Consider the following 24967-nt stretch of genomic DNA (forward strand, 5'->3'; position numbering starts at 1 on the left):
GACGAACAATGTCCAAGCTCATCTCCAAATGGAACTACCCCACCACCGTCCGTTTCGGCGCCGGCCGTATCAAGGAATTACCGGATGCGCTGGCGGCGGCCGGGATCAAGCGACCGCTTTTCGTCACCGATCCAGGCCTGGCGAAACTGCCGGTCGTCGCTTCGACGCTGAAGATTCTCGACGACGCCAACGTCCCCTATGGCGTATTTTCGGAGGTGAAGCCGAACCCGGTCGAGTCCAACCTCACGGCCGGCATCGCGGTTTTCAAGAAGGGCAAGCATGACGGCGTCATCGCCTTCGGCGGCGGTTCGGCGCTCGACCTCGGCAAGCTGATCGCCTTCCAGGCCGGCCAGACGCGCCCGGTATGGGATTTCGAAGACATCGGCGACTGGTGGACTAGGGCTAATTCCGAGGCGATCGCGCCGATCATCGCGGTGCCGACGACGGCGGGAACCGGCTCCGAGGTCGGCCGCGCCGGCGTCATCACCAATGAGGAGACCCACACCAAGAAGGTCATCTTCCATCCGAAGCTGCTGCCGGCGATCGTCATCGCTGATCCGGAGCTGTCGGTCGGCATGCCGCCCTTCATCACCGCCGGCACCGGCATGGACGCGCTTGCCCATTGCCTCGAAGCCTACTGCGCGCCTGGCTATCACCCGATGGCCGACGGCATTGCCGTGGAAGGCATCCGGCTGGTGTTCGAGAACCTGCCCAAGGCCTTCGCCAACGGCAAGGACCTGGTCGCCCGCGCGAATATGATGAGCGCGGCCGCGATGGGCGCCGCCGCCTTCCAGAAGGGGCTGGGCGCCATCCACTCGCTGTCGCATCCGATCGGTGCGCTCTACGACACCCATCACGGCATGACCAATGCAGTGTTCATGCCCTATGTGCTCGCCTTCAACCGCGAGGCGATCGAGGACCGCATTGCGCGGCTCGCCGCCTATTGCGGCATCAAGGGCAGCTTCGATGGCTTCGCCAAGGCAGTCATCAAGCTGCGCAAGGAGCTCAAGGTGCCGCACGCGCTGCCCGGGCTGATCAAAGGGCTCGACATGGACAAGAAGCGCAAGGCGCTGATCGCCGACATGGCGGTGGTCGACCCGACCGCCGGCGGCAACCCGGTCAAGCTCACCAAAAAAGGGGCTCTGACGCTGCTCGAAAACGCAATCGCCGGATCTGTCTGAAAGCCGGCTTTCAATGCCGAAGAGTTGAAGAAGGGGCGACCAGCTGGAGGAGGAGCGGGGCAAAAATCAAGGCAGCTAACCATTAGCCGGAAAATTAAGTGCGGGCTAATTGCTACAGTCCGTTAAAAAGAGTTAACTTTTTGTGCCGCGGGGCTCCGGTTTCAAAAAGCCTTCATCTGGCTGTCACACGAAAACGATACCCGCATCGCAGGCGCTCAAGCGCCAGTTCAACGGAGAGAACACATGTTCAAGTTCACGGGGAAAGTGCTTTCCCTCTCGGCCGCGGCGCTCTTTGCGTCGACGATGATTTCGTCCGCGGATTCGCTGGACGATCTCGTCAAGGCCGCGAAGGCGGAAGGCCAGCTCACTGTCATTGCGCTTCCGCATGACTGGTGCGGCTACGGGGCAGTGATCGACGCTTTCAAGGCTAAGTATCCAGGAATCACCATCAACGAACTCAATCCCGACGCCGGTTCGGGCGACGAGGTCGAGGCGATCAAGGCCAACAAGGACAACAAGGGACCGCAGGCGCCCGACGTCATCGACGTCGGCCTGGCTTTCGGCCCCTCGGCCAAGAAAGACGGCCTGTTGATGCCTTACAAGGTCTCGACCTGGGATTCGATCCCGGAGAGCGCCAAGGATGCCGACGGCGCCTGGTATGGCGACTACTACGGCGTTCTGTCGTTCATGGTGAACAAGGATTTGGTCAAGAACGCCCCGGCCGACTGGGCCGACCTCCTGAAGCCGGAATACGCCAACTCGGTTGCGCTCGCCGGTGATCCGCGCGCGTCGAACCAGGCGATCCAGGCCGTCCATGCTTCCGGTCTGTCAACCGGCGCGGCTGCCGGCAAGGCCGCCGGCGAAGCCGGCCTCGAGTTCTTCAAGAAGCTCAACGCCGCCGGCAACTTCGTTCCGGTCATCGGCAAGCCGGCGACGCTGGCGCAGGGCCAGACCCCGATCCTGATCAACTGGGACTACAACAACCTGTCGGGTCGCGATACGCTGAACGGAAACCCGCCGACCGACATCGTCATCCCGAAGACCGGCGTCGTGGCGGGCGTCTACGTGCAGGCGATCAGCGCCTACGCGCCGCACCCGAACGCCGCCAAGCTGTGGATGGAATACCTCTATTCCGACGAAGGCCAGCTGGGCTGGCTGAAGGGTTACTGCCACCCGATCCGCTTCAACGATCTCGCCAAGAACGGCAAGATCCCGCAGGAGCTGCTCGACAAGCTGCCGCCGGCCGACGCCTATGCCAAGGCCGTGTTCCCGTCGCTCGACGAGCAGGGCGCTGCCAAGGAAGAGATCACCAAGGGCTGGGACTCCGTCGTCGGCGCCAACGTCAAGTAAGTCGACGCTCGTCCGGGCGGCCTTGCGCCGCCCGGATTCCGTTATTGAAGGCAGTCAGGCATGACCGATATCAGCCTTTCAGGACCGTCCGCCGCCGATAAGACCATTCCGCCCGGGGCGCGCGCGATGCGTCTGCCCACGCAATGGCTGGGCGCCGCGCCTTTCATCATCTTCGCGCTGATGTTCCTGATCCTGCCGACACTCTATCTCATCATCGGCGCGTTCCAGAACGCCGATGGCGCCTTCACGCTGCAGAACATCGCCGATCTCGCGCAGCCGACCATCGTCGCCGCCTACTGGATTTCCATCAAGGTTTCCATCGCCTCGTCGCTGCTTGGCGCCTTCATCGGCCTCGCCATCGCGGTCGCCATCGTGCGCGGCGGCCTGCCCAACTGGACGCGTTCGGCAGCGCTCACCTTCTCGGGCGTGGCATCGCAATTTGCCGGCGTGCCGCTGGCCTTCGCCTTCCTGGCGACGCTCGGCCGCCTCGGGCTGCTCACCGTGCTTTTGCGCTCGATCGGCTTCGACCTCTATCAGCACGGCTTCAACGTGCTTTCCTTCTGGGGGCTGACGCTGACCTATCTCTATTTCCAGATCCCGTTGATGGTCGTCATCATCGTGCCGGCGATCGACGGTCTGAAAAAGGAGTGGGGCGAGGCCGCCGCCACGCTCGGCGCTACCCAGTGGCAGTACTGGCGCATGGTCGTCATCCCTGTCCTGTGGCCGAGTTTCCTCGGCACCTTCATCCTGCTTTTCGCCAATGCCTTCGGCGCAATCGCCACCGCCTATGCGCTGACCGGCTCTTCGCTCAACATCGTGCCGATTGTGCTCTATGCGCAGATCCGCGGCGACGTGCTGCACAACGCAAATCTCGGCTATGCGATCGCCTTCGGCATGATCTTCATCACCGGCCTCGCCAATGTCTTCTACATCTGGTTCCGGACCCGTTCGGAGAGGTGGCTCAAATGAAGTCGGGTAAGTTCTGGGCCTGGGTCACGTTCATCCTGGGCGCTGCCTATTTCTTCATTCCGCTGATCGCGACGCTGGAATTCTCGATGCGCATGAAGCGCGGCGAATATTCCTTCGAGGCGTACCGGGTCGTGCTTGGCGATGCGCGCTTCCAGGAATCCTTCACCTTCTCGGTGGTGGCCGCGATCTTCACCATCATCTTGGGCGTGCTTCTGGTGGTGCCCACCGCCTACTGGATACGGCTTCGCCTACCCCAGCTCAGGCCGGTCGTCGAGTTCGTCACGCTCTTGCCGCTGGTCATCCCCGCGATCGTCATCGTGTTCGGCTATATCCGCATGTACGGCTCGAGCTCGCCGCTGCCGTTCCTCGCCAGCGGATTCGGCACCAATGCGTTGCTCGTCATCGGCTATGCGACGCTGGCGCTGCCTTACATGTACCGCGCCGTCGATACCGGGCTCCGCACCATCGATGTCAGGACGCTTACCGAAGCGGCGCAGATCCTCGGCGCAGGCTGGACGACGATCATCGGACGCGTGATCCTGCCCAACGTGCTGATCGCCGTGCTGTCCGGCGCCTTCCTGACCTTCGCCATCGTCATCGGCGAGTTCACCGTAGCCAGCCTGCTCAACCGGCCGGCCTTCGGTCCGTATCTGCAGAATATGGGCGCCAACCGCGCTTACGAGCCCGCGGCACTTGCCATCATCGCCTTCGCCATTACCTGGGGCTGCATGTCGCTGATCCAGGTCCTGTCCCGCTTCGCGCCGAAATCGGCGAGCCGCCCGAATTGAGCGAAAAATATCGATCGAAAGAAAAACCCATGGCCGAGCCATTCCTCTCCATCCAGCATGTGCGAAAGTCCTACGGCGCCAACACCGTGGTGCAGGATTTCAGCCTCGACGTTGAGCCTGGCGAGTTCGTCTCCTTCCTCGGCCCGTCCGGCTGCGGCAAGACGACGGTGCTGCGCATGGTCGCCGGTTTCGAGGAGCCTTCGGCCGGCAAGATCGTGGTCGGCGGCAAGGACATCACCCGGCTAAAGCCCAACCAGCGCAATGTCGGCATGGTGTTCCAGGCCTATGCGCTGTTCCCGAACCTGACGGTGGCCCAGAACATCGCCTTCGGTCTCAAGGTGGCCGGCATGCCGAAGCCGGACACGGACAGGCGCGTCGCCGAGATGCTCGACATGATCAAGCTGCCGCAGATGGCCGACCGCTATCCCTACCAGCTTTCCGGCGGCCAGCAGCAGCGCATCGCGCTCGCGCGCGCCATCGCGCCGAAGCCGAAGCTGCTTCTGCTTGACGAGCCCCTGTCGGCGCTCGACGCCAAGGTGCGCGTGTCGCTGCGCGAGGAAATCCGTTCGATCCAGAAGAAGCTCGGCATCACCACCATCTTCGTCACGCACGACCAGGAAGAAGCGCTGTCGATCTCCGACCGCATCGCGGTGATGTATGGCGGCAAGGCCGAGCAGGTCGGCACGCCGTTCGAAATCTACAACCGCCCGGCCACCAAATTCGTCGCCAATTTTGTCGGCACGCTCAACGTGCTGGAAGGCAAGGTCACCGACGCCTCCACCGGCAAGGTTCAGGTCAACGCGCAGGAAGTCTCGCTCAAGGGCAAGCTCAACGGCTCCAAGTCCGGCGATACGCTGTCGCTGGCGCTGCGTCCGGAGGCGATCTCGCTGGCGCGTCAGCCCGGCCACGACACCAGCCTGTCGGGGGAGATCGCTGAAGTGCATTTCCTGGGCTCGGTTATCCGCGTGCGCGTCGGCATCGGCGGCAACACTGTGTCGCTCGATACTTTCAATAATTCGACGACGCCGCCGCCGGTGGTCGGCGACAAGGCGGATATCTCGTTCTCGTCGGGCGATATGCTGGTCTTGCATTAGGGATACGGTGAATAGCGAATAATGAATGGAAAGGCATCGACGAAGAGCACTTTACGTGCCCGGATTCTTCTGATGCGACCATTCACCATTCACCATTCACCATTCACCATTCACCATTCACCATTACTTTTTCCAGTGCCAAACGCCTGGTTCCATCGTTACGATGAGCCATGGCCCTCTTCGAGCTCACCCTCATCCTGCTTCTGATCGCCGTCGCGCTGACGGCGCTGTCGCGGCGGCTGGAAATTCCCTATCCGTCGTTGTTGGCGCTTGCGGGGGTCGGGATCGCCTTCGTGCCGGGCGCGCCGGTGATCGAGATCGATCCGGAACTGGCGCTTGCGCTGTTCATCGCGCCGGTGCTTCTCGATGCCGCTTATGACACCTCGCTGCGCGACCTGAAGCGCTATCGGCTGTCGCTGGTGCTTTTGGCGCTCGGCGCCGTCGTCTTCACCACTTTGGTTGTGGCTTTCGTCGGCTGGAAAATGGCCGGGCTGCCGATCGCGGCGGCGATCGCGCTGGGTGCCATCGTCGCGCCGCCGGACGCGGTGGCGGCAAGCGCCGTGCTCAGCCAATTCAGAGTGCCGCACCGCCTCACCGCGATCCTGCAGGGGGAGAGCCTGCTCAACGACGCCACGGCGCTGCTGATCTACCGGATCGCGGTTTCGGCGGCCATCGGCTCGCTCATGTTGAAGGACGCAGTGCCCGTCATCCTGCTTGCGACGGTCGGCAGCGTCGTCGCCGGTTACCTGTTCGGCCGGGTGTCGCTGCTCACGCTGACGCGCATCGAGGATGCGGCAAGCAGCACCGTGGTGCAGTTCGCCGGAACCTTCGCCGTCTGGATCATTGCCGACAGGCTCGGCCTTTCCGCCATCATCACCATCGTCGTCTATGCCATCACCATCGCGCGCACCGCGCCGCGCCACATGTCGGCGAGGCGCCGCGTCAGCACCTATTCGGTCTGGGAATCGGCGGTGTTCGTGCTCAATGTGCTGGCTTTCGTTCTGATGGGCCTCCAGGCGCGGTCGATCGTCGGCCGGCTCTCCGGCGACGGGCAAGGCGAGGCTTTCCTCTTTGCCGCAACGGTGCTGGCCGTCGTTATCGTGGCGCGTCTCGTCTGGGTGATGGGATACGTTGCGGTGATAAGGCAGTTTACGCGTTTCGACGACGAAAGGCAGAAGCGGGATGCGCCGACATTTCGCGGCGCCGTGCTCGTGGGCTGGTGCGGCATGCGCGGGCTGGTGACGCTGGTGGTGGCGATCGCCTTGCCCGCCGACTTTCCCGGCCGCGACCCGATCGTGCTGGCGGCCTTCGCCGTCGTCCTCGGAACGCTTGTGCTGCAGGGCATGAGTCTGAAACCGCTGCTGCGCCGGCTCAACTTCGAGCGGGATACCTCGATCGACCGCGAGGTGGCGGAGGCGCGGGTGGCGATCATGCAGGCCGCGCTCGATGTGCTTAGCCGCAAGACCTCGTCCGCTGCCGCCGTCGTGCGCGAGCAATACGAGGCGCAACGCCGGATCGCTGAAAATCCCGATGACGCGCAAGCCGCGACGGAATACGACCGGTTGCGTCTTTACGCCATCAAGCGGCAGCGCGACACGCTGGAGGAACTGCGCAGCAACGGCACGATCGGCGACGAGGCCTATCACAGGCTGGAAGAGGAGATCGACTGGTCGGAACTGGCGGCGTCGCCTGCCGGAAGGTTCCAGCCGCTGACGACCTATTAGGCCGGTTCGCCGCTGTCGGCTGGACCATTTCGCCTGCCTCGCGCGCCACATTGAAACGCCAAAGGCGGCGCGATAGAGCGATTCATCGAAGCGAAGAACCGCTCTATCTCTTTGTTTCTGACGCAATTCCGGGCGGAAGGTTACGGCGAAGACGCGAACTTAAACGCTCACATTTTTCCTGGAATTGCGCTACTGCGATCGTTGGAACTGAGCCGGTTAATCAATGAAGCTGATCAGCTACAACATCCAGTACGGCTACGGCAGCGACGGACGCTACGATCTCAGCCGCTGCGCCAGGCTGGTGGACGGCGCCGACATCATCGCGCTGCAGGAGGTCGAGCGGCATTGGCGGCGCACCAATGAGGACGACCAGCCCGCGATCCTGTCCGGGCTGCTGCCCGACTATTACTGGGCCTATGGTCCCGCCTTCGACATGGATGCCAGCGAAAAGCGCGACGGCCGCATCGTCAACCGCAGGCGGCAGTTCGGCACGATGGTGCTGTCGAAGCTGCCGATCGTCTGGTCGCGGCTCCACACGCTGCCGCTGCGGCGGACGCTGAGACCTCTCAACACCCGCAACGCGGCGCTGGAATGCATGATCCGCACGCCTGCGGGACCGGTACGGGTGCTTTCCCTGCATCTGGCGCATATCGCGGCCGAAGAGCGGCTGGACCAGATCGATTATCTGCTTGCCGAGCATCGCCGCGCCCCGGCCGACGGCGGGCCCTGGAGCGGCGTCGACGACGAGCCGCAGCGCAACTGGTCGAACGGCCAGACGGAACCGGAAAACCCGTTGGCGGCGATCTGGCTTGGCGATTTCAACATGGAGCCGGGCAGCGCCGAATACCGGCGCATCGTCGGCAATACGCCTTATCATCGGGGCGCCACCTATATCGACGGGTTCGTCGATGCCGCTTCCGTCGCCAGCGAGTCCGGGCCGGACTTTCATACGCACGAAAAGATCATCGACGGCAGGCTGGCAAAACGCCGGCTCGACCATTGCTTCATCGGCGGCATGCTGGCCGGGCGCGTGCGTTCGGTCAGCGCCGATATCGGCGAGGTGGCTTCCGACCATTTTCCGCTCAGGATCGATATCGATCTGGAAACGCCGGACATCGCCTCAGGTCCGGCGGGCAGGTGAGGCGGGCATGACGCTGTTCGTCTTCCTGGCGGTCCTTTCGGCGGCGGCCATGCACGCGATCTGGAACGCGCTGGTCAAGGTGCATCTCGACCGCTTCCTGTCGATCACGCTGATGACGCTCGGCACGGGACTGGCGGCGCTGCCGGCGCTGGCTTTCGTCGAGGTGCCGAAACCGGAAGTTTGGCCCTACATCATCGCCTCGGTGATCTTCCACATGGGTTACCGGACCTTCCTGGTCGGCGCTTACCAGGCGGGCGACTTCGCCCAGACCTATCCTCTGGCACGCGGCGCGGCGCCCCTGCTTTCCGCGCTCGGCGGCATCTTCCTGCTTGGAGAGGTTCCTGCGCCGCTTGCCATCGCCGGCATTGTGATGTTGTCGATCGGCACGCTGGTGATGTCGTTTCGCGGCGGTGCGCATCTGGAAAGGCTCAATCTGCGCGCCGTCGGCTTCGCGCTCGGCACGTCGATCTTCATCGCCAGCTACACGCTCTCCGACGGCACCGGCGCGCGGCTTGCAGCCACCGCGCAAAGCTATGCGGCCTGGGTGTTCGTCTGCGATGCGCTGTCGGCGCTGGCGTTGTGCGTCGCCTTCCGCGGACCGCGGTCGCTGGCGGTGCTCGCGCGCGACTGGAAGGCAGGGCTCTTCACCGGTGCGCTCAGCGGTGCCGCGTACTGGATCGTGATGTGGGCGATGACCAAGGCGCCGATCGCCTCGGTCGCGTCGCTGCGCGAAACCTCGATCCTGTTCGCCATGCTGATCTCGGTGCTGGCGCTCGGCGAAAAGATGACCGTCTGGCGCGCGGCCGCGGCGCTCGGCATCGTTGCCGGCGTCGCGGCGCTCAGGATGGGTTGAAAGCGGATCGTCAGCCGAGCACGGTCATCACCTGACCACGCTTTTCCGGACTGAAGCGGATGACGATGATGATGCAAACGGCGACCACGCCGGCGAACAGGGCCAGCGCATAGCCGTAGCTGCCTCCCGGCGCTTCGGCGATGCCGGCCTGGTAGGGCCCTCCATAGGATGCCGCCAGATTGCCGGCCTGATAGATGAAGCCGGGCAAGGTCGCCCGCACCGAGCCTGGCGACAATTCATTGAGGTGCACCGGGATGACGCCCCAGGCACCCTGCACCGCGACCTGCATGATGAAAGCGCCAATCGCCAGCATGAAGGGCGTGGTCGTGTAGGCCCAAAGCGGAATTGCCGGCAGCGCGATCACGCAGGCCAGCGTGATGGCGTTGATGCGGCCGATCCTTTCCGACAGCGCGCCGAAGGCCAGGCCGCCGACGATGGCGCCGATATTGGCGACGATGGTGATCCAACTCACCGTGTGCGTGTCGAAGCCGTGCTGCTTCTTCAGGAAGGTCGGATAGAGGTCCTGCGTGCCATGGCTGAAGAAGTTGAAGAACATCATCAGCACTACGGCGTAGAGCGCGATGCCCCAGTGCTTCTGCAACGTTTCCAGGAGGCCGGGCCGCGCCTGGGCACGGCCTTCGACGAAGGCCGGCGATTCCGGCACATGCGAGCGGATGAAGAGCACGATCAGCGCCGGCACGAAGCTGAGCAGGAACATGGCGCGCCAGCCGAAGCTGAAGTCGCCGATCTTCTGCCCATAGAGCAGGCCGTAGACCACCGCGGCCAGCAGATAACCGGCCGGATAGCCGCATTGCAGGATGCCCGAGACCGTGCCGCGCGCGCTCGGCGGAATGGATTCCATGGCGAGCGAGCTGCCCAGGCCCCATTCGCCACCCATGGCGATGCCGAACAAAGCGCGCAGCGCCAGGAATACTCCGAGATTGGGCGAGAAGGCGGCCAAGGCGCCGATCACCGAATAGCTGACGATGTTGAGCATCAGGATCGGCTTGCGGCCGTATCTGTCGGCAAGCATGCCGAAGAAGAACGCGCCGATGAAACGCGTCGCCAGTGTCAGGAACAGTGCTTTGGAGACCGCCGGCACGTCGGTCTGGAACTCAGCGGCAATATCGGTGAGCAGGAAAGTCAGAAGGAAGAAATCAAAAGCGTCGAGCGTCCAGCCAAGGAATGATGCGACAACGGTTTTCTTCTGCTCGGCGGTCAGGTCCAAGGCGGTGCTCCTTTTGCATTCCCCAAAAGGAGCGATATGTTCCACGGCGGGCAAAAGAGAACGGGACAGCCGCCGGTTTTAAGTCGGCGAGCGGTCACATTTGCGTCACCTCCAGATCGATGACCATCAGCCCCTCGGTGCCGCGCTCGGTTTCAGGAGCGTTGTCGCGAAAGCGGACAAAGGCGCAATGCCGGATCATCGTTGATGCCTCACGCCGCCTGGTTGCCCTTGAACACGGCCGGCGGCAGCGGCTCGCGCCCGAGGATCAGATCGGCGCCTTTTTCACCGACCATGATGGTCGGCGCATTGGTGTTGGAGGAGGGGACGCGCGGCATCACCGAAGCGTCACAGACGCGTAAGGCGTCGATGCCGCGCAGCCTGAGGTCCGGCGACACCACGGCCATGGCGTCATGGCCCATGCGGCAGGTGCCGACCGGATGATGATCGGTCTTGGAGGTGCGGCAGGCATAGTCGAAAAGGTCGGCGTCGCTCTGCAGGTCCGGGCCGGGCAGCACCTCGCGCAGCACATAGGGCTGCAGCGCCTTCTGCCGCATGATCTCGCGCGCCAGCCTGAGGCCCTTGATCGACATGTCGCGATCATAGGGGTCTGACCAGTAGTTCGGATCGATCAGCGGATGGTCAGCCGGGTCGGCGCTCTTCAGCCGCACCGTGCCGCGCGAGCGCGGGCGCAGGAAGGCGGAGTTCAGCGTCACGCCCGGATTCTTCAGCTTCTCGACGCCCGCCTCGATGCCGGAGCCGAGGCCGAGATGGAACTGGATGTCGGGCGAGGCGGCGGTCGGGTCGGCGTACCAGAAACCGCCGGTCTCGAACAGGCTGGAAGCGACAGGACCCTTCTTGAGCAAAAGGTACTGCAGCCCTGCCCATAGGGTGCGGTGCAGCTTGGCGTAATTGTCGTAGGTGTGGTCGCCGGTGCATTCGGCGATCACGAACAGGTCGAGGTGGTCCTGCATGTTGGAGCCGACGCCGGGCAGGTCATGCACCGGCGTGACCCCGACCGCTTTCAGATGGTCGGCCGGACCGATGCCCGACTGCATGAGGAGTTTCGGCGAACCGATCGCGCCGGAGGAGACGATCACCTCGCGTTCGGCGCGCAGGATCGTCTTCTCGCCGCCCGGCCGGTCGACCACCTCGACGCCGATGGCGCGGCCTTTCTCGACGACGACGCGCGTGACCAGGACATCTGTCCTGACCGTCAGGTTCTTGCGGGCGCCGATCGGCTTCAGATAGGCGACGGAGGCCGATGAGCGGCGCGCGTTCTTTTGGGTCAGCTGATAGTAGCCGACGCCTTCCTGGCTCGCGCCGTTGAAGTCCGGGTTGAAAGGGATGCCCATTTCCTGGCCGGCGCGGAAATAGGCCTCGCAGATCGGCAGCGGCGAGATCGGGTTGGAGACGCCGAGCGGGCCCTGGTCGCCATGAAAATCGTTGGCGAAACGCTGGTTGTTCTCGGCGCGCTTGAAATAGGGTAGCACGTCGCGATAGCCCCAGCCGGTCAGCCCTTCCTCTTTCTCCCAGGCGTCGTAGTCGCGGGCGTTGCCGCGCGTGTAGATCTGCGCGTTGATCGATGAGCCGCCGCCGACTACCTTGGCCTGGGTGTACCAGAAGATGCGGTCCTTCATGTTTCTCTGCGGCACGGTCGACCAGCCCCAGGAGGCGATGCCCTTGGTCATCTTGGCGAAGCCCGCCGGCATATGGATCAGCGGATGCCAGTCCTTGCCGCCGGCCTCCAGGAGCAGGACGGAATTGCCCGGATCCTCGCTCAGCCGGTTGGCGAGAACGCAGCCGGCCGGGCCGGCGCCGACAATGATGTAGTCAGCCATTGTTCCTCACAAGCGTGGCACGGAGAGGGCGCCGTCGACATCGATGACCGATCCTGTCGAAAAGCCGAATTTTCCGGAGGCGAGCGCGGCCACGACGGCGCCGATGTCGCCGGCCTCGCCCCAGCGTTTGGCCGGCACCAGGCCACCGTCGATCAGGGCGTCATATTTGGCGGAAACGCCCGCCGTCATATCGGTTCGGATAATGCCCGGCCGCACCTCGAACACGCCGACATTTTCGGCGGCGAGGCGCAGTGCAAGGTTTTTCACCCACATCGAAAGCCCGGCCTTGGAGATGCAGTAATCGGCGCGTTCCGGCGAAGCCATGGCGGCGCTCACCGAAGTGATGGTGATGATCGACCGGGCTGAAACGGCAGGCGTCGCCAGCATGGCCTTGGCGACGGCCTGGCTGAGGAACACCGTGCCGCGCAGGTTGACGTTCAGGGCGCGGTCGAAATTCTCCGGCGTCAGCTCCAGAAGATCACCGCGCACCACGGCGCCGACGCCGGCATTGTTGACGAGGCAATCGATGCGGCCGAAAGCATCCGTAGCCGCTTCGACCAATTTCGCATGGCCGGCAAGATTGGCAATATCGCATTGGGCGTAGGCGAACTTCGCGCCGCGCTCGGCGATTTTCTCGGCCAGTCCTTCGGCTGCGCCCTCGGCAAGGTCGGCGACAAGAATGTCGAAGCCGGCGTCGGCCAGCGCCTCGGCGCAGGCGAGCCCGATGCCGCGTGCGCCGCCGGTGACGATGGCCGCCGGGCGGGTCATGCGGCAAGCTCCGTCTTGCGGATGTAGTCAGCCACGCGCAGCGCCTGCGCCGCGATCGACAGCGCCGGGTTGACCGCGGCGGAGGTCGGCAGGAAGCCGGCGTCGATGACGAACAGATTTTGATGGTCGTAGGCGCGGCAGAACGTATCGAGGGGTGAAGTGGCCGGGTCGTTGCCCATCTTCACCGTGCCGCACTGATGCGAAGGCGTGCGCTTGTCGAAGGGGCGCGACAGCACGATCGGATAACCGCAGGCGCGAAGGTTCTCGCGCATCACCTTGGTCAGGCCTTCCAGCGACTGCATGTTGGAGCGGCGCCACTGCATGACGATCTCCTTGCCGTCGACCATGATGCGGCTTTCGGGATCGGGCAGGTCCTCGCACATCAGATACCAGTCGACGGCGTGTCCGGCCATGAAGTCGAGCACGAATTTCGGCATGCTCTTCACATTGGCCTTGAGCATGTTGCCGTCGATCTTGCCGAGCAGCTGCACATTGCCGAGCGGCTTGCCGCCTTTGCCGTCCGACAGATAGTAGTCGTTGAGCATCAGCGTCTTCTGGTAGATGGCGTCATTGCGGCGGCGGGGGTCGATCGCCAGCATCGCGCTCGAATTGTGGTTCATGAAATTGCGTCCGACCTGGTCGGAGCTGTTGGCGAGGCCCTTTCCGTTAGCCGACGGCGAGCGCAGCAGAATGGCGGCCGAGTTGATCGCGCCGGCCGACAAGATGACGAGCTTCGGCGACAGCGTCTTTTGCGCGCCGTCCTGGGTGTAGTGGATGGTGGCGATCGACCTGCCGTCCGGCGACGTTTCCAGCCAGTCGACATGCGCGCCGGTTTCAAGCCGGATGTTCTTGTCAGCGAGCGCCGCCGTCAACGGGCCGGTCTGAGCGTCGATCTTACCCTGGCCGGTGTTGGGGAAGGCGTCCCAGCCGGTCTTGCCTTCCTTCAGCCAGGTCTCGATGTCGACGCCGAGCGGCAGCGAGGCCGGATGCAAGCCGAGACTTTTCAGCTCGGCGCGGGCGCGCGCGATCGGCGGCTCGTCCGGCACCGGCTTGAAGGCATAGGGAATCGAATGGAACGGCTCGGTCGGGTCTTCGCCGATGGTGCCGCGAACGCGAAAAAGCTGCTCGGCCTTGGAGTACCAAGGCTCGAATTCGTCATAGGAAAACGGCCAGGCCGGCGACACGCCGCCGAAATGCTCGAGCTCGGAAAAATCCTCCTTGCGGTAGCGGATCAGGACCGCGCCGAAGAACTTCGAATTGCCGCCGACATAGTAGTAGTTGCCAGGGTTGAAGACAGCGCCGCCGGCCTCGCGCCACATCTCCTTCGGCCGGTAATGCTCGTCGATGAAGATCGATCGCGTCGAGCGCGCATGCGGCGTCGCGGGCAGCGGTTCGCCGCGCTCAAGGATCAGGATCGAGGCGCCGCTGCCGGCCAAGCCGGAGGCGATCGTGGCGCCGCCGATGCCGGAGCCGATGATGACGATATCCGGGTTTGTCATAGTCTAAGGGTCTTTGTTTTGATGCATGTCGTTGCTCCAAAACCGGAGCCACTTTTGGGCGACATGCATCAGAGGATGCGCTTCTCGGTCGCCGGGTCGAAGAACACCGCCTTGCTCAGATTGAAGGCCAGCGGCGTGCTGGTGCCGGGCTGGATCCGGGCATCCGCTCTGAGCCGCGCCACCACGCCCTTGCCGCCGAGATTGGTGACGGCGAAGGTGTCGGAGCCGGCCGGTTCGACCACTTCGATATGGCAGTCGGCGGTGGCGATGTTCGAACCGTTGCGTTCCGCGCCTTCCGGGTCGGTCAGCGCTTCTGGGCGGACGCCGAAGATCACCGGCTTGTCCTTGAAGGCCGCAAGGCCGGCCGGCGCTCCGGGCATGGACAGCACGATCGGCTGCCGCGCCTCGCGGTCGAGCACCACCGACAGCCCGCTGCCATTGCCGTCGATCTTGGCCGGGATCAGGTTCATCGCCGGCGAGCCCATGAAGTCGGCGACGAAGATGTTGGTCGGGTTGTTGTAGATCTCCGCAGGCGTGCCGAACTGCTGGACCTCGCCGTCGCGCATCACGGCGATCTTGGTCGCCAGCGTCATCGCCTCGATCTGGTCATGCGTGACGTAGACGATCGTCGTGCCGGTCGTGGCATGCAGGCGCTTGATCTCGATGCGCATGTCGACGCGCAGCTTGGCGTCGAGATTGGACAGCGGCTCGTCGAACAGGAAAAGCTTTGGGTCGCGCACCAGCGCGCGGCCCATGGCGACGCGCTGGCGTTGGCCGCCGGAGAGTTGGCTGGGCTTGCGGTTGAGCAGATGGCCGATCTGCAGGATCTTCGCCACCTTATCGATCGCCGCCTGGCGCTCGGCGGCAGGCACGCCGCGCATCTCCATGCCGAAGGCGATGTTGCCCGCAACCGTCATGTTCGGATAGAGCGCGTAACTCTGGAACACCATGGCGATATCGCGCTTCGAAGGATGCAGGTCGTTGATGGCGCGGCCGTCGACGCGGATCTCGCCCTCGGTGATCTGCTCCAGGCCGGCGATCGTGTTGAGCAGTGTGGACTTGCCGCAGCCGGACGGGCCGACTAGCACGAGGAAACCGCCCTTTTCGAGCTCGACATCGATGCCCTTCAGGATCTCGACATTCCCGAAGCGCTTCTTCAGCCCATCAATTTCCAGAAAAGCCATGGTCGTTCCTTCCGAAAGGGGTCAGCCCTTGACCGCGCCGGCCATCAGCCCGCGCACGAAATAGCGGCCGGCGACGACATAGACGATCAGGGTGGGGAGCGCGGCGATCATCGCCGCCGCCATGTTGACATTGTATTCGACGACGCCGGTCGAGGTGTTCACGACATTGTTCAGCGCCACCGTCATCGGCATCACGTCGCCGGTGCCGGCATAGGCGGAAGCGAACAGGAAGTCGTTCCAGATGTTGGTGAACTGGTAAATGACGGTGACGACAAAGATCGGCATCGAGTTCGGCAGCATGATGCGGCGGAAAATCTGGAAGAAGGACGCACCGTCGACCTGCGCCGCCTTCACCAGCTCGGTCGGGAACGCCTCGTAGTAGTTGCGGAAGAACAAAGTGGTGAAGCCCAGGCCGTAGACCACGTGGACGAAGACCAGGTTCACCGTCGAATTGCCGAGCCCGAAATTGAAACCCGTCGCGTTTTGCAGCGTGGCGCCGAAGCGGCCGAGGCTGCCGAGAATCGTCGCCATCGGCAACAGCACCGACTGGAAGGGGATGAAGCAGGCGAACAGCATCATGGCGAAGACCAGCGTGTGGCCGCGGAAGCGCCATTTGGTCAGCACATAGCCGTTCAGCGCGCCGAGCAGCGTCGAGATCAGCACCGCCGGAACCACCATCTTGATGGAGTTCCAGAAATAGCCCTTGATGCCGGCGCAGGTGAGGCCGACGCAGGTCTCGCCCCAGGCCTTGAACCATGGCTCGATGGTCGGCGATTGCGGCAGCGCCAGCATGTTGCCGTTCTGGATCTCGTCCATGGTCTTGAACGAGGTGACCAGCATGACGAAAAGCGGCATCAGATAGAAGATCGCAAACAGCGCAAGCAGGCCGTAGATGACGATGCGGTTAATCGTCCTGGCGCTCATGCCGCTCGAAGCCGGACGGGCCGGCGAGGTGACGGCGCTCATCGCTGCTTCTCCCTGAGCTCGGAATAGAGGTAAGGCACGATGATCGCGGTCAGCGTCATCAGCATGATCACCGCACTGGCCGAGCCGACTGCCATTTCGTTGCGCTTGAAGGTGAACTCATACATGAAGTTGGAGGGCAGCCAGGCCGAGCCGCCGGGCCCGCCGCTGGTCAGCGCCACGACCAGGTCATAGGACTTGATGGCCAGATGCGCGAGCACGATGAAGGCTGACAGAAACACGGGTCGTAGCATCGGAATGACGATGCGGCGGTAGAGCTGGAAGGTGGATGCGCCGTCGATCTGCGCCGCCTTCATGATCTCGCCATCGATGCCGCGCAGGCCGGCCAGGAACATCGCCATGATGAAGCCTGAGGCCTGCCAGACGCCTGCGATGACCACCGTGTAGATGACGAAATCCTTGTTCTTGATCCAGTCGAAATGAAAGCTCGTCCAGCCCCACTGATGCAGCGTTTGCTCCAGTCCGAGGCCAGGATCGAGGAACCATTTCCAGGCGACGCCGGTGACGATGAAGGAGAGCGCCATCGGATAAAGATAGATCGGCCGCAGCACGCCTTCGCCGCGGATCTTCTGGTCGAGCAGGATAGCCAGGAACAGGCCGAGCGCCAGGCAGATCAGGATATAAAGGGAACCGAAAATGCCCATATTGGTGATCGAGGTGTACCAGCTCGAAGGCGGGTCGCTCTCGAAGGTCCAGCGCCACAGCCGCTGATAGGCCCGGGCCCCGGTTATGTCGTAGGACGGGAAGGTCTTGGAGTTGGTGAAGGACAGATAGATCGTCCAGAGAATGAAGCCATAGACGAAGACGATCGTCGCCGCGAAGCTTGGTGCCAAAACGATCTTCGGCAACAGATCCTGCAGCCGCGAACGGACCGTCGCGCCGGGACGGGCGTCGTGCTCCGGTGTCAGCTTGATCTGGGTTTCGGCAACTGTGCTCATCAGCTCATCCAGTACCGGTTGGTCGGAGACGGCCCGGCGCCAAAACGCACCAGGTCTTTCCGCGCCTTTTGTCGACAGGAGACCTCCCCCGCCGAAGCGGGGGAGGGTTGGTTCAAGTGAACCTCACTTGGCGTCTTCGATTGCCTTGACCAGTTCGGTCACGGCCTCGTCGGAGGTCTTGATCTGACCATGGACGAACTTCGACACGACGTCCTTATAGGCGTTGGCGACGGCCGGCGGGGCGCCGTAGCCCTGGGCCAGCGAGCCGAACAGCGTGCCGCCTTCATTGGCCTTCTTCAGGTCGGCGATGCCCTTCTTGCCGCAAGCATCGAAGTCGGTGTCAGGCACGTCGGTGCGGGCCGGGACCGAACCCTTCACCACGTTGAAGGCCGACTGGAAGCTCTTTGACAAAGTGGCGGTGGCGAGTGCCACCTGGGCGGCCTTGCGGTCCTCCGGCACGTTGAACATGCCGAACATGTCGGAGTTGTAGATCACCGTGCCGTCAGTGCCCGGGAAGCGGTAGCAGAGGAAGTCGGTACCAGGGGTCTTCTTAGCGGCGTGGAACTCGCCCTTCGCCCAGTCGCCCATGACCTGAACCAGCGCATCGCCCTTGATGACCATGGCGGTGGCGAGGTTCCAGTCGCGGCCCGAGAAGTTCGGGTCGACATATTTGACGAGCTTGGCGAGGTTGTCGAACGACTTCTTCATCGTGTCGGACTTGAGCGACTCCTCATCGAGGTCGTTCATCGCCTTCTTGTAGAACTCCGGCCCGCCGGTCGACAGCACGACGGAGTCGAACATGGTGGCTTCCTGCCAGTTCTGGCCGCCGAGCGCGAGCGGGATGACGCCCGCGGCCTTGGCCTTGTCGAGGAGCGCAATGAAGTCGTCGAAGGTTTTCGGCTCGGTGCCGCCGATCTTGTCCATCACCGCCTTGTTGATCCACAGCCAGTTGACGGAGTGGACGTTGACCGGAGCGGCGACCCACTTGCCGTCATAGACGGAGAACTTCTGCAGGGCGGCCGGAACCGACTTGTCCCAGCCTTCCTTCTTGGCGGTCTCGGTCAGGTCGCCCATGACGCCGGCGGCGGCATAGTCGAGCACGGTGTAGCCAAGCATCTGCGAGGCGGTCGGATAGTTGCCGGCCGCGACCATCGCCTTCAGCGCGGTCATGGCGGCATCGCCGCCGCCACCGGCCACCGGCACGTCCTTCCAGGCATAGCCTTCCTTGGCCAGATCCTGCTTCAGCACGTTCAGAGCAGCCGCTTCGCCGCCAGACGTCCACCAATGCAGCATCTGCACTTCCTTGACGTCCGCGGCATGCGCCGAGAACGCAAAGCTCGTCGCAAGAGCCGTTCCGATAAGCAGTTTGCGCAACATGTACTACCTCCCTTGTTGCATACACATGACCGGCGGGTCCGCCGGGGTCTCCCAACTCAGCCGACCCACCAACCGGTGCGCTGGCCGCGATGAAACTGGATAGTCTTTTCCTCGGTATAGTCCTCGACAGCGCGTTTGCCGAGTTCGCGGCCCAGACCGGACTGCTTGTAGCCGCCGAAGGGCAGTTCGGGATAACCTTCCATGAACGTATTCACCCAAACCGTCCCCGAACGCACACCGCGCGCCACCGACATGCATGTATCGACGCCGGCGCTCCACACCCCCGCAGACAAACCATAGGGCGTGTTGTTGGCAATGTGCAATGCCTTTTCAATCGTTTCAAAAGTGAGCACGGACAGCACCGGCCCGAACACTTCCTCGCGGGCGATCGCCATGTCTTCCGTGACGTTACGGACGATAGTCGGATCGAGATATTGCCCGGCGTTGGATTGAAGCCTGGCGCCGCCGGTGAAAACGTTGCCGCCTTCGGTTTTTGCCGCCGTTACATAGTCGGTTACCTTTTCCATGTGATCGGCCGAGATCATCGCGCCGACCTTGGTGCGGTCGTCGAGCGGATCGCCGACGCGGACCTTCTGGGACAGCGCCTTGACCACGTTCAGGAAGTCGTCGGCGATCGCCTCATGCACGATCAGGCGGCTGCCGGCATTGCAGCATTCGCCGGCGTTGAAGAAGCCGCCGAACACGGCGGCGTCCGCCGCCGCCTCGAGGTCGGCGTCGGGGAAGACGATCTGGCCGTTCTTGCCGCCGAGCTCCATCGAAACCTTCTTCAGCGAATTGGAAGCCGCCGCCATGGTCGTCTTGCCGACACGGGTCGAGCCGGTGAAGGAGACCATCTCGACCAGCGGATGACCGACCATCGGCGCGCCGACATCGGCGCCGTAGCCGGCGAGGATATTGACGACGCCGGCCGGCAGGCCGGCTTCGAGCAGGATGTCGCCGAGCACGAAGGTCGAGGCCGACGTCATCTCGCTCGGCTTCACCACCGCCGTGCAGCCGGCGGCGAGCGCGAAGGGCAATTTCTGGCTGACGATCAGGAAGGGGAAGTTCCACGGCGTGATGATCGAGACGACGCCGATCGGCTCGCGCAGCACGACGCCCAGCATATCGTCGCCAAGATTGGCATAGCTCTCGCCATGCAGCGTGCGGGCAAGCGAGGCGGCATAGCGCCAGATGTCGATGGCGCCGCCGATCTCGCCGCGCGCCTGGGCAATCGGCTTGCCGGATTCCAGCGCGTCGAGCCGGGCGATCTCTTCCAGCCGGGCCTCGATCAGGTCGGCAGTCTTCAGTAGCACCGCGGCGCGTTCCGAGGCCTTCATGCGCGGCCATGGGCCGGTCTCGAACGCCTTGTGCGCGGCCTGCACTGCGGCTTCCACTTCTTCAGGACCTGCCTGGGCATAGCACGAGACGACAAAACCGTGGCCGGGGCTGGCGCGCTCGATGCTGCGGCCATCACGGGCATCGACGTGCCTGCCGTCAATCAAGAGCTTGTAGGCTTTCGGCGCCTCAGACGCCTCGGCCGGCATGGCAATGTTGAGCGGTGCGTTCATCATGTCTTCTCTAGGATCTCGAAAAGGCCGGCTTCTGCTTGGCCTTGAAAGCGCCGACGCCGACTTTGAGGTCGCCTGTCAGCGCAATGAAGCCGCTGGCCAGCGCCTCGGTCGCGGCGGCGTCTTCTTCGCCCTCGGCAACGCCGATCATCAGCTTGGCGGCCTCTATCGCTAGCGGGCCGCGCTCGGCGATTTTTTCCGCCCAGGCTTTCGCTTCGTCGAAAGCCTTGCCGGTTTCGACGACACGGTCGACGATATCGTGCGCCAGCGCCTCGGCCGCCAGGAAAATCTCGCCGCCAATCGCCATCCGGCGCACGATCTGTGCACCGAAGCGGCGCACGGCGCGCTGAGTGCCCGACCAGCCGGGCACAACGCCGATCGAAGTTTCCGGAAAGCCGATCTTCACCTGCGTTTCGGCGACGCGGAAATCGCAGGCGGCGGCGAGTTCAAGTCCGCCGCCCAGCGCATGACCGGAGAGCACGGCGATGGTCGGCTGCCTGAGCCGGGCCAGCCGGTCGAAGACGCGGTGTCCGTAGCGCACCCACTGCACCTGGAAATCGGCGGCGCTTAACCGTCCCCAGGCTTCGACGTCGCCGCCGGCGCAAAAGCCCTTGCCTTCACCGCGGATGAGCACGACGCGGACGCCCTCGGCCAGTTCGGCTTCGTCGAGCGCGGCTTCCAGCGCGCGCAGCATCGGGATGTCGAGCGCGTTGAACTTTTCCGGACGGCGCAAGGTGACGATGGCTATGGCGCCGTCCCGCTCGAAGGTGACAAGCTCAGCCATGCGCGCCTCCGAGCGAAGCGCCGCCGTTCAGCGACAGGCCGATCGGCCTGTCCTGATAGAGGGCGGCGGGCGTTACCTTGAGGTCGTTTGCCACGGCGAGCGGGATCTCCGCCTGCGCCAGCACATCACGCTCGAGATCGATGCCGGGCGCGAGTTCCGTCACCATCAGCCCGTCCGGCGTAAGCTTCATCACGCAGCGCTCGGTGACATAGGTGATGTCCTGCCCTTGAGCGACGGCGCGTTTTCCCGAGAATGAGATGTGCTCGACCTCCTCGACGATCTTCTTGACCTTGCCTTCCTGGTCGATGCGGATGGCGCCATTCGCCAGCGAGAGCTTGGCGCCTGCATTGAAGAAACCGGAAAAGACGATCTTCTTCGCCCGCGCGGTGATGTCGACGAAGCCGCCGGCGCCGGCCGTCACATGAGGCCTTGCCGAGAGCTTCGACACATTGACCGAGCCGTGGCGGTCGATCTGCAGGAAGGAGAGCAGCGAGGCGTCGAAGCCGCCGGCCTGGAAATAGATGAACTGGTGCGGCGATGGCATGATCGCCTCGGCATTCGAGGCGCAGCCGAATTTAAAATCAAGCAGCGGCACGCCGCCGACCGCGCCCTGTTCGATCACCCAGGTGACCTTGCCGTGCTGGCCTTCCTCCAAAAGGATGCGCGGCACGTTGGCGGAGATGCCGAAGCCGATATTGACGGCCATGCCGTCGCGCAATTCCATGGCCACGCGACGCGCGATCACCTTCTGGATGTTCATCTCCGGCGTGCGGAAGGTCGAGAGCGGCCGGAAGACTTCACCCGAGATCGCCGGATCGTAAGGCGTCTGCGTCGTCTGCAATTGATCGGGCGCCACCACGATATGATCGACCAGAACGCCCGGCACCCGCACGTCATGCGGCTTCAGCGTGCCGTTTTCGACGACGCGCTTCACCTGCGCAATGACGATGCCGCCATTGTTGCGGGCCGCCAGCGCCTGCTCGAGCCCGCCGAGATAGGCGCCTTCGTGCTCGTAGGTGAGGTTGCCGCGCTCGTCGGCCGTGGTGGCGCGGATGATCGAGATGTTGGGCACGATGGCGCGAAAATAGAGCCATTCCTCGCCGTCGAACTGCTCAACCGAAACGATCGGCTCGCTGGCCGCAGCGTTCATGGCGCAGCCCTGGTGGCGCGGATCGGCGAAAGTGTCGAGGCCGACCTTGGTCAGTACGCCCGGCCGCTTGGCGGCGGCCTCGCGATGCATGTCGAACAGGATGCCCGACGGCACGTTGTACGCGGCGACCGAATTGTCGCCGATCATCTTCCAGATCTGCGGCGGCTCGGCGGAAGAGGGACCGGACGGGTAGGAGCCGCAGAGCGTGCGCTTCAACAGGCCGGGCTTGGCGAGATGGTCGATGCCCTTGATGCCATACATGTCGCCGGCGGCGATAGGATGCAGCGTGGTGATCGCCTTCGGATGGCCTTGCGCCTCGAAGCGCTCGCCGATCGCGGCAAGCACCGCGTCGGGGCAGCCGAGGCCGCTCGACGACGACACCGAGACGACCATGCCGTCCTTGATCAGGCTGGCGGCATAAGCCGCCGAGACGAGCTTGCTCAATCGAGGCTCCCGAGTTGCGGATCGATAGCGACGGCCTTGCCGGTCTTCGACGATTGAAGTGCTGCTTCAGCTGCGGCCAGCGACCAGATGCCGTCCTCGCCGGCGGCGGAAGGCTGCCCTTCACCGCGGATCGCGGCATGGAACTGGCGCAGCGAGCGGGTGTAAAGGTCCTCGCGGTCGAAGCTCAATTCTTCCTCGCCGCTCGCGGTGCGCAGCAGCACCGAGCCGACAGGCTTCTGCGTCATCACATTGCTGGCGATGAGCGAGCCTTCCGAGCCATGCACCTCGAAGCCGGTGCCGGCGAATTTCGTGGTGAAGCCCTCATGCGATTGCGCGATGACGCCGGACTTGAAGCGCCAGATGCACATGGCGCCGTCCTCCAGACCACTCCCGGCCATGCCGGCGGATTGCGTGAAAGCCGAAATCTCGACCGGATCGTCGCCGAGCACGAAGCGCAGCGTGTCGGCATCGTGCACCGTGATGTCGAGCACCACGCCGCCGCCGGCCTCGGGCTTCGTGATGCGCCAGCCCTGCAGGTTCTCCGGCAGGTAGACGGAATGGAAAACGCGCGCCGCGATCGGCTTGCCGATGCGGCCGGCGACGATCGCCTCGCGCATGGCGCGGTGGGCGCCGGCATTGCGCAGATGATGGTTGGTGCCGAAGACGATGCCGGCGGCTTTCGCGGCGGCAACCAGCTTGCGGGCGTCGGCGCTGGTCAGCGCTAGCGGCTTCTCGCACAGCACATGCTTGCCGGCCTTGATCGCGGCGAGACCCTGTTCGAGGTGCAATTCGTTAGTGGTCGAGATGTAGACGGCGTCGATATCCGAACTGAGCAGCGCATCGAGGGACGAGACGGCAGCAGGAATACCGTTCTCGCTGGCATAGGCCTTTGCGCGCTCGGCACTCGAGCTCATCACGGCGACGACCTCGCCATCGGCCTGCGCGCGGATGGCGTTGATCATGAACTGTCTGGCGATCGTGCTGGCGCCGATCAGTCCCCATCGCACGCTCATGCCGCATCTCCCACTTGGCTGTTGCGGTCCGGACCGCTGCTTTCCCGCACGACTAGGCTGACGGCGCCGATATGGTCCTCGGCGCGCGTGGTGCGCGACTGGATCATCTTCAGCATGACGTGAGCGGCGCGTTCGCCGAGGCCCGCGGTGTCGACGGCAACGCTGGTCAACGCCGGGCTGTAGTGCTCGGCCTCGGCGACATCGTCGAAGCCGACGACGGCAAAGTCGGCGCCCGCCTCGAGGCCGCGTTTGCGCAATGCCAGCATGGCGCCGAAGGCGACCGCGTCGTTGAAGCAGAGTGCCGCTGTCGGCGGTTGCGCCGCGGCAAGCGCTGTCTCCAGGCAGGCCATGCCGCCCTTGCGGCTGGTCTCGCCCTCGACGATCGTTCTGTCGGCGGCGGGGATGCCCAGCGTTTCGCAAGCTTCCACAAAGCCGCCAAGCCTCTGTTGATAAACGACGAGTTCGGACGAGCCGCCGAAGAAGGCCAGGCGGCGATGACCCTTGCGGATCAGATGCTCGGTGGCGATGAAGGCGCCGCGATGGTTGTCCGGCGCGATCACCGGAATGCGGCTTTCAGGCAGCCGGCGCATGGTGAAGACGACCGGCACGCCCGCCGCCTCGATGCGGCGGAAGGCGCCGGGCGTGGTGCCGCGCGCCGGCGAGACGATGAGGCCGGCGACACCCTGTTCCATCAGCGACTTCAAAACCTCTTCCTGGCGTACGGGGTTTTCCGCCGTGTTGGCGATGAAGGGGACGACGCCCGCCGCCTGGAAGACACGCTCCATGCCGACGGCAAGCTCGGCGAAGAAGGGGTTGGTGAGATCGTTGATCACCATGCCGATGACGTTGGAGTGGGCCTTGCGCAGATTGGCGGCGCCGCGGTTGTAGACATAGCCGACATCCTCGATCGCTTTGCGCACCCTTGTCGCGGTTTCAGGCCGGATCAGCCCGCTGCCCTGTAGCACGAGCGACACCGTCGATTTGGACACACCGGCCTCGCGGGCGATGTCCAGGATCGTCGCCTTGGCCCGGCTGGCCATCCTCGTCCGTCCTCCACGTTTTCGAGCAAATTTATTGGAACGTTCTAATCGC

21 protein-coding genes are annotated in these 24967 nt (G+C 63.9%); 8 read left to right on the forward strand and 13 right to left on the reverse strand.

Annotated features, from left to right (window positions below; all coding sequences use genetic code 11):
* The first annotated feature begins 8 nt into the window (after positions 1-8).
* From P9273_RS12060 to P9273_RS12095, 8 genes are all read left to right on the forward strand, one after another.
* Positions 9-1181 carry an iron-containing alcohol dehydrogenase gene (locus P9273_RS12060; protein WP_278049115.1) on the forward strand — a complete coding sequence of 391 codons (1173 nt, stop codon included), beginning with the start codon at positions 9-11 and terminating at the stop codon, positions 1179-1181.
* Between the two features lie 243 nt (positions 1182-1424).
* Positions 1425-2531: an ABC transporter substrate-binding protein gene (locus P9273_RS12065; protein WP_278049116.1), complete on the forward strand. Its 1107-nt coding sequence runs from the start codon at positions 1425-1427 to the stop codon at positions 2529-2531.
* A 60-nt stretch (positions 2532-2591) separates the two neighbouring features.
* Complete coding sequence (locus P9273_RS12070; protein ID WP_040997261.1) at positions 2592-3500, forward strand: ABC transporter permease; 909 nt, start codon at positions 2592-2594, stop codon at positions 3498-3500.
* On the forward strand, positions 3497-4288 hold the full coding sequence (locus P9273_RS12075; protein WP_040997259.1) for an ABC transporter permease: 792 nt from the start codon (positions 3497-3499) through the stop codon (positions 4286-4288). Before P9273_RS12070 ends, P9273_RS12075 begins: the two co-directional genes overlap by 4 nt.
* Before the next feature lie 29 nt (positions 4289-4317).
* Positions 4318-5382 (forward strand): ABC transporter ATP-binding protein, encoded by a 1065-nt coding sequence (locus tag P9273_RS12080; RefSeq protein WP_040997729.1) that lies wholly within the window; start codon positions 4318-4320, stop codon positions 5380-5382.
* 170 nt (positions 5383-5552) lie between these two features.
* Entirely contained in the window at positions 5553-7106 is a 1554-nt protein-coding gene (locus tag P9273_RS12085; RefSeq protein WP_040997258.1) for a cation:proton antiporter, read from the forward strand.
* A gap of 223 nt (positions 7107-7329) precedes the next feature.
* The gene (locus P9273_RS12090) at positions 7330-8247 is read left to right on the forward strand and encodes an endonuclease/exonuclease/phosphatase family protein (RefSeq protein ID WP_278049118.1); all 918 of its coding nucleotides are present in this window, start codon (positions 7330-7332) and stop codon (positions 8245-8247) included.
* A gap of 7 nt (positions 8248-8254) precedes the next feature.
* Positions 8255-9100: an EamA family transporter gene (locus P9273_RS12095; protein WP_278049119.1), complete on the forward strand. Its 846-nt coding sequence runs from the start codon at positions 8255-8257 to the stop codon at positions 9098-9100.
* Positions 9101-9110: 10 nt separating this feature from the next.
* Here P9273_RS12095 and P9273_RS12100 read toward each other — a convergent pair whose 3' ends face one another.
* The 13 genes from P9273_RS12100 to P9273_RS12160 form a co-directional block, all read right to left on the reverse strand.
* Positions 9111-10328, reverse strand: coding sequence for an MFS transporter (locus P9273_RS12100; RefSeq protein WP_278049120.1), 1218 nt, complete (start codon positions 10326-10328; stop codon positions 9111-9113).
* Positions 10329-10537: 209 nt separating this feature from the next.
* A complete protein-coding gene (locus P9273_RS12105; protein ID WP_278049121.1) occupies positions 10538-12166 on the reverse strand; it encodes a GMC family oxidoreductase in 1629 nt (542 codons plus the stop codon).
* A gap of 6 nt (positions 12167-12172) precedes the next feature.
* Entirely contained in the window at positions 12173-12934 is a 762-nt protein-coding gene (locus P9273_RS12110) for a 3-ketoacyl-ACP reductase (RefSeq protein ID WP_278049123.1), read from the reverse strand.
* A complete protein-coding gene (locus P9273_RS12115) occupies positions 12931-14433 on the reverse strand; it encodes a GMC oxidoreductase (RefSeq protein ID WP_278049125.1) in 1503 nt (500 codons plus the stop codon). Before P9273_RS12115 ends, P9273_RS12110 begins: the two co-directional genes overlap by 4 nt.
* A gap of 68 nt (positions 14434-14501) precedes the next feature.
* Positions 14502-15617: an ABC transporter ATP-binding protein gene (locus P9273_RS12120; RefSeq protein ID WP_040997243.1), complete on the reverse strand. Its 1116-nt coding sequence runs from the start codon at positions 15615-15617 to the stop codon at positions 14502-14504.
* A 21-nt stretch (positions 15618-15638) separates the two neighbouring features.
* On the reverse strand, positions 15639-16583 hold the full coding sequence (locus P9273_RS12125) for a carbohydrate ABC transporter permease (RefSeq protein WP_040997241.1): 945 nt from the start codon (positions 16581-16583) through the stop codon (positions 15639-15641).
* A complete protein-coding gene (locus P9273_RS12130; protein WP_278049126.1) occupies positions 16580-17539 on the reverse strand; it encodes a carbohydrate ABC transporter permease in 960 nt (319 codons plus the stop codon). Before P9273_RS12130 ends, P9273_RS12125 begins: the two co-directional genes overlap by 4 nt.
* A gap of 123 nt (positions 17540-17662) precedes the next feature.
* Positions 17663-18916 carry an ABC transporter substrate-binding protein gene (locus tag P9273_RS12135; protein WP_040997238.1) on the reverse strand — a complete coding sequence of 418 codons (1254 nt, stop codon included), beginning with the start codon at positions 18914-18916 and terminating at the stop codon, positions 17663-17665.
* Between the two features lie 56 nt (positions 18917-18972).
* Complete coding sequence (locus P9273_RS12140; RefSeq protein ID WP_278049512.1) at positions 18973-20484, reverse strand: aldehyde dehydrogenase family protein; 1512 nt, start codon at positions 20482-20484, stop codon at positions 18973-18975.
* A gap of 10 nt (positions 20485-20494) precedes the next feature.
* Positions 20495-21268 (reverse strand): enoyl-CoA hydratase/isomerase family protein, encoded by a 774-nt coding sequence (locus P9273_RS12145; RefSeq protein WP_278049127.1) that lies wholly within the window; start codon positions 21266-21268, stop codon positions 20495-20497.
* A complete protein-coding gene (locus P9273_RS12150; RefSeq protein ID WP_278049128.1) occupies positions 21261-22862 on the reverse strand; it encodes an acyl CoA:acetate/3-ketoacid CoA transferase in 1602 nt (533 codons plus the stop codon). Before P9273_RS12150 ends, P9273_RS12145 begins: the two co-directional genes overlap by 8 nt.
* A complete protein-coding gene (locus tag P9273_RS12155) occupies positions 22859-23875 on the reverse strand; it encodes a Gfo/Idh/MocA family protein (RefSeq protein ID WP_278049129.1) in 1017 nt (338 codons plus the stop codon). The genes P9273_RS12150 and P9273_RS12155 overlap by 4 nt, the downstream gene beginning before the upstream one ends.
* Entirely contained in the window at positions 23872-24915 is a 1044-nt protein-coding gene (locus P9273_RS12160; RefSeq protein WP_278049130.1) for a LacI family DNA-binding transcriptional regulator, read from the reverse strand. The genes P9273_RS12155 and P9273_RS12160 overlap by 4 nt, the downstream gene beginning before the upstream one ends.
* Positions 24916-24967: the final 52 nt, after the last annotated feature.

It is taken from the genome of Mesorhizobium sp. WSM4935, from assembly GCF_029625735.1.
Lineage (GTDB): Bacteria > Pseudomonadota > Alphaproteobacteria > Rhizobiales > Rhizobiaceae > Mesorhizobium.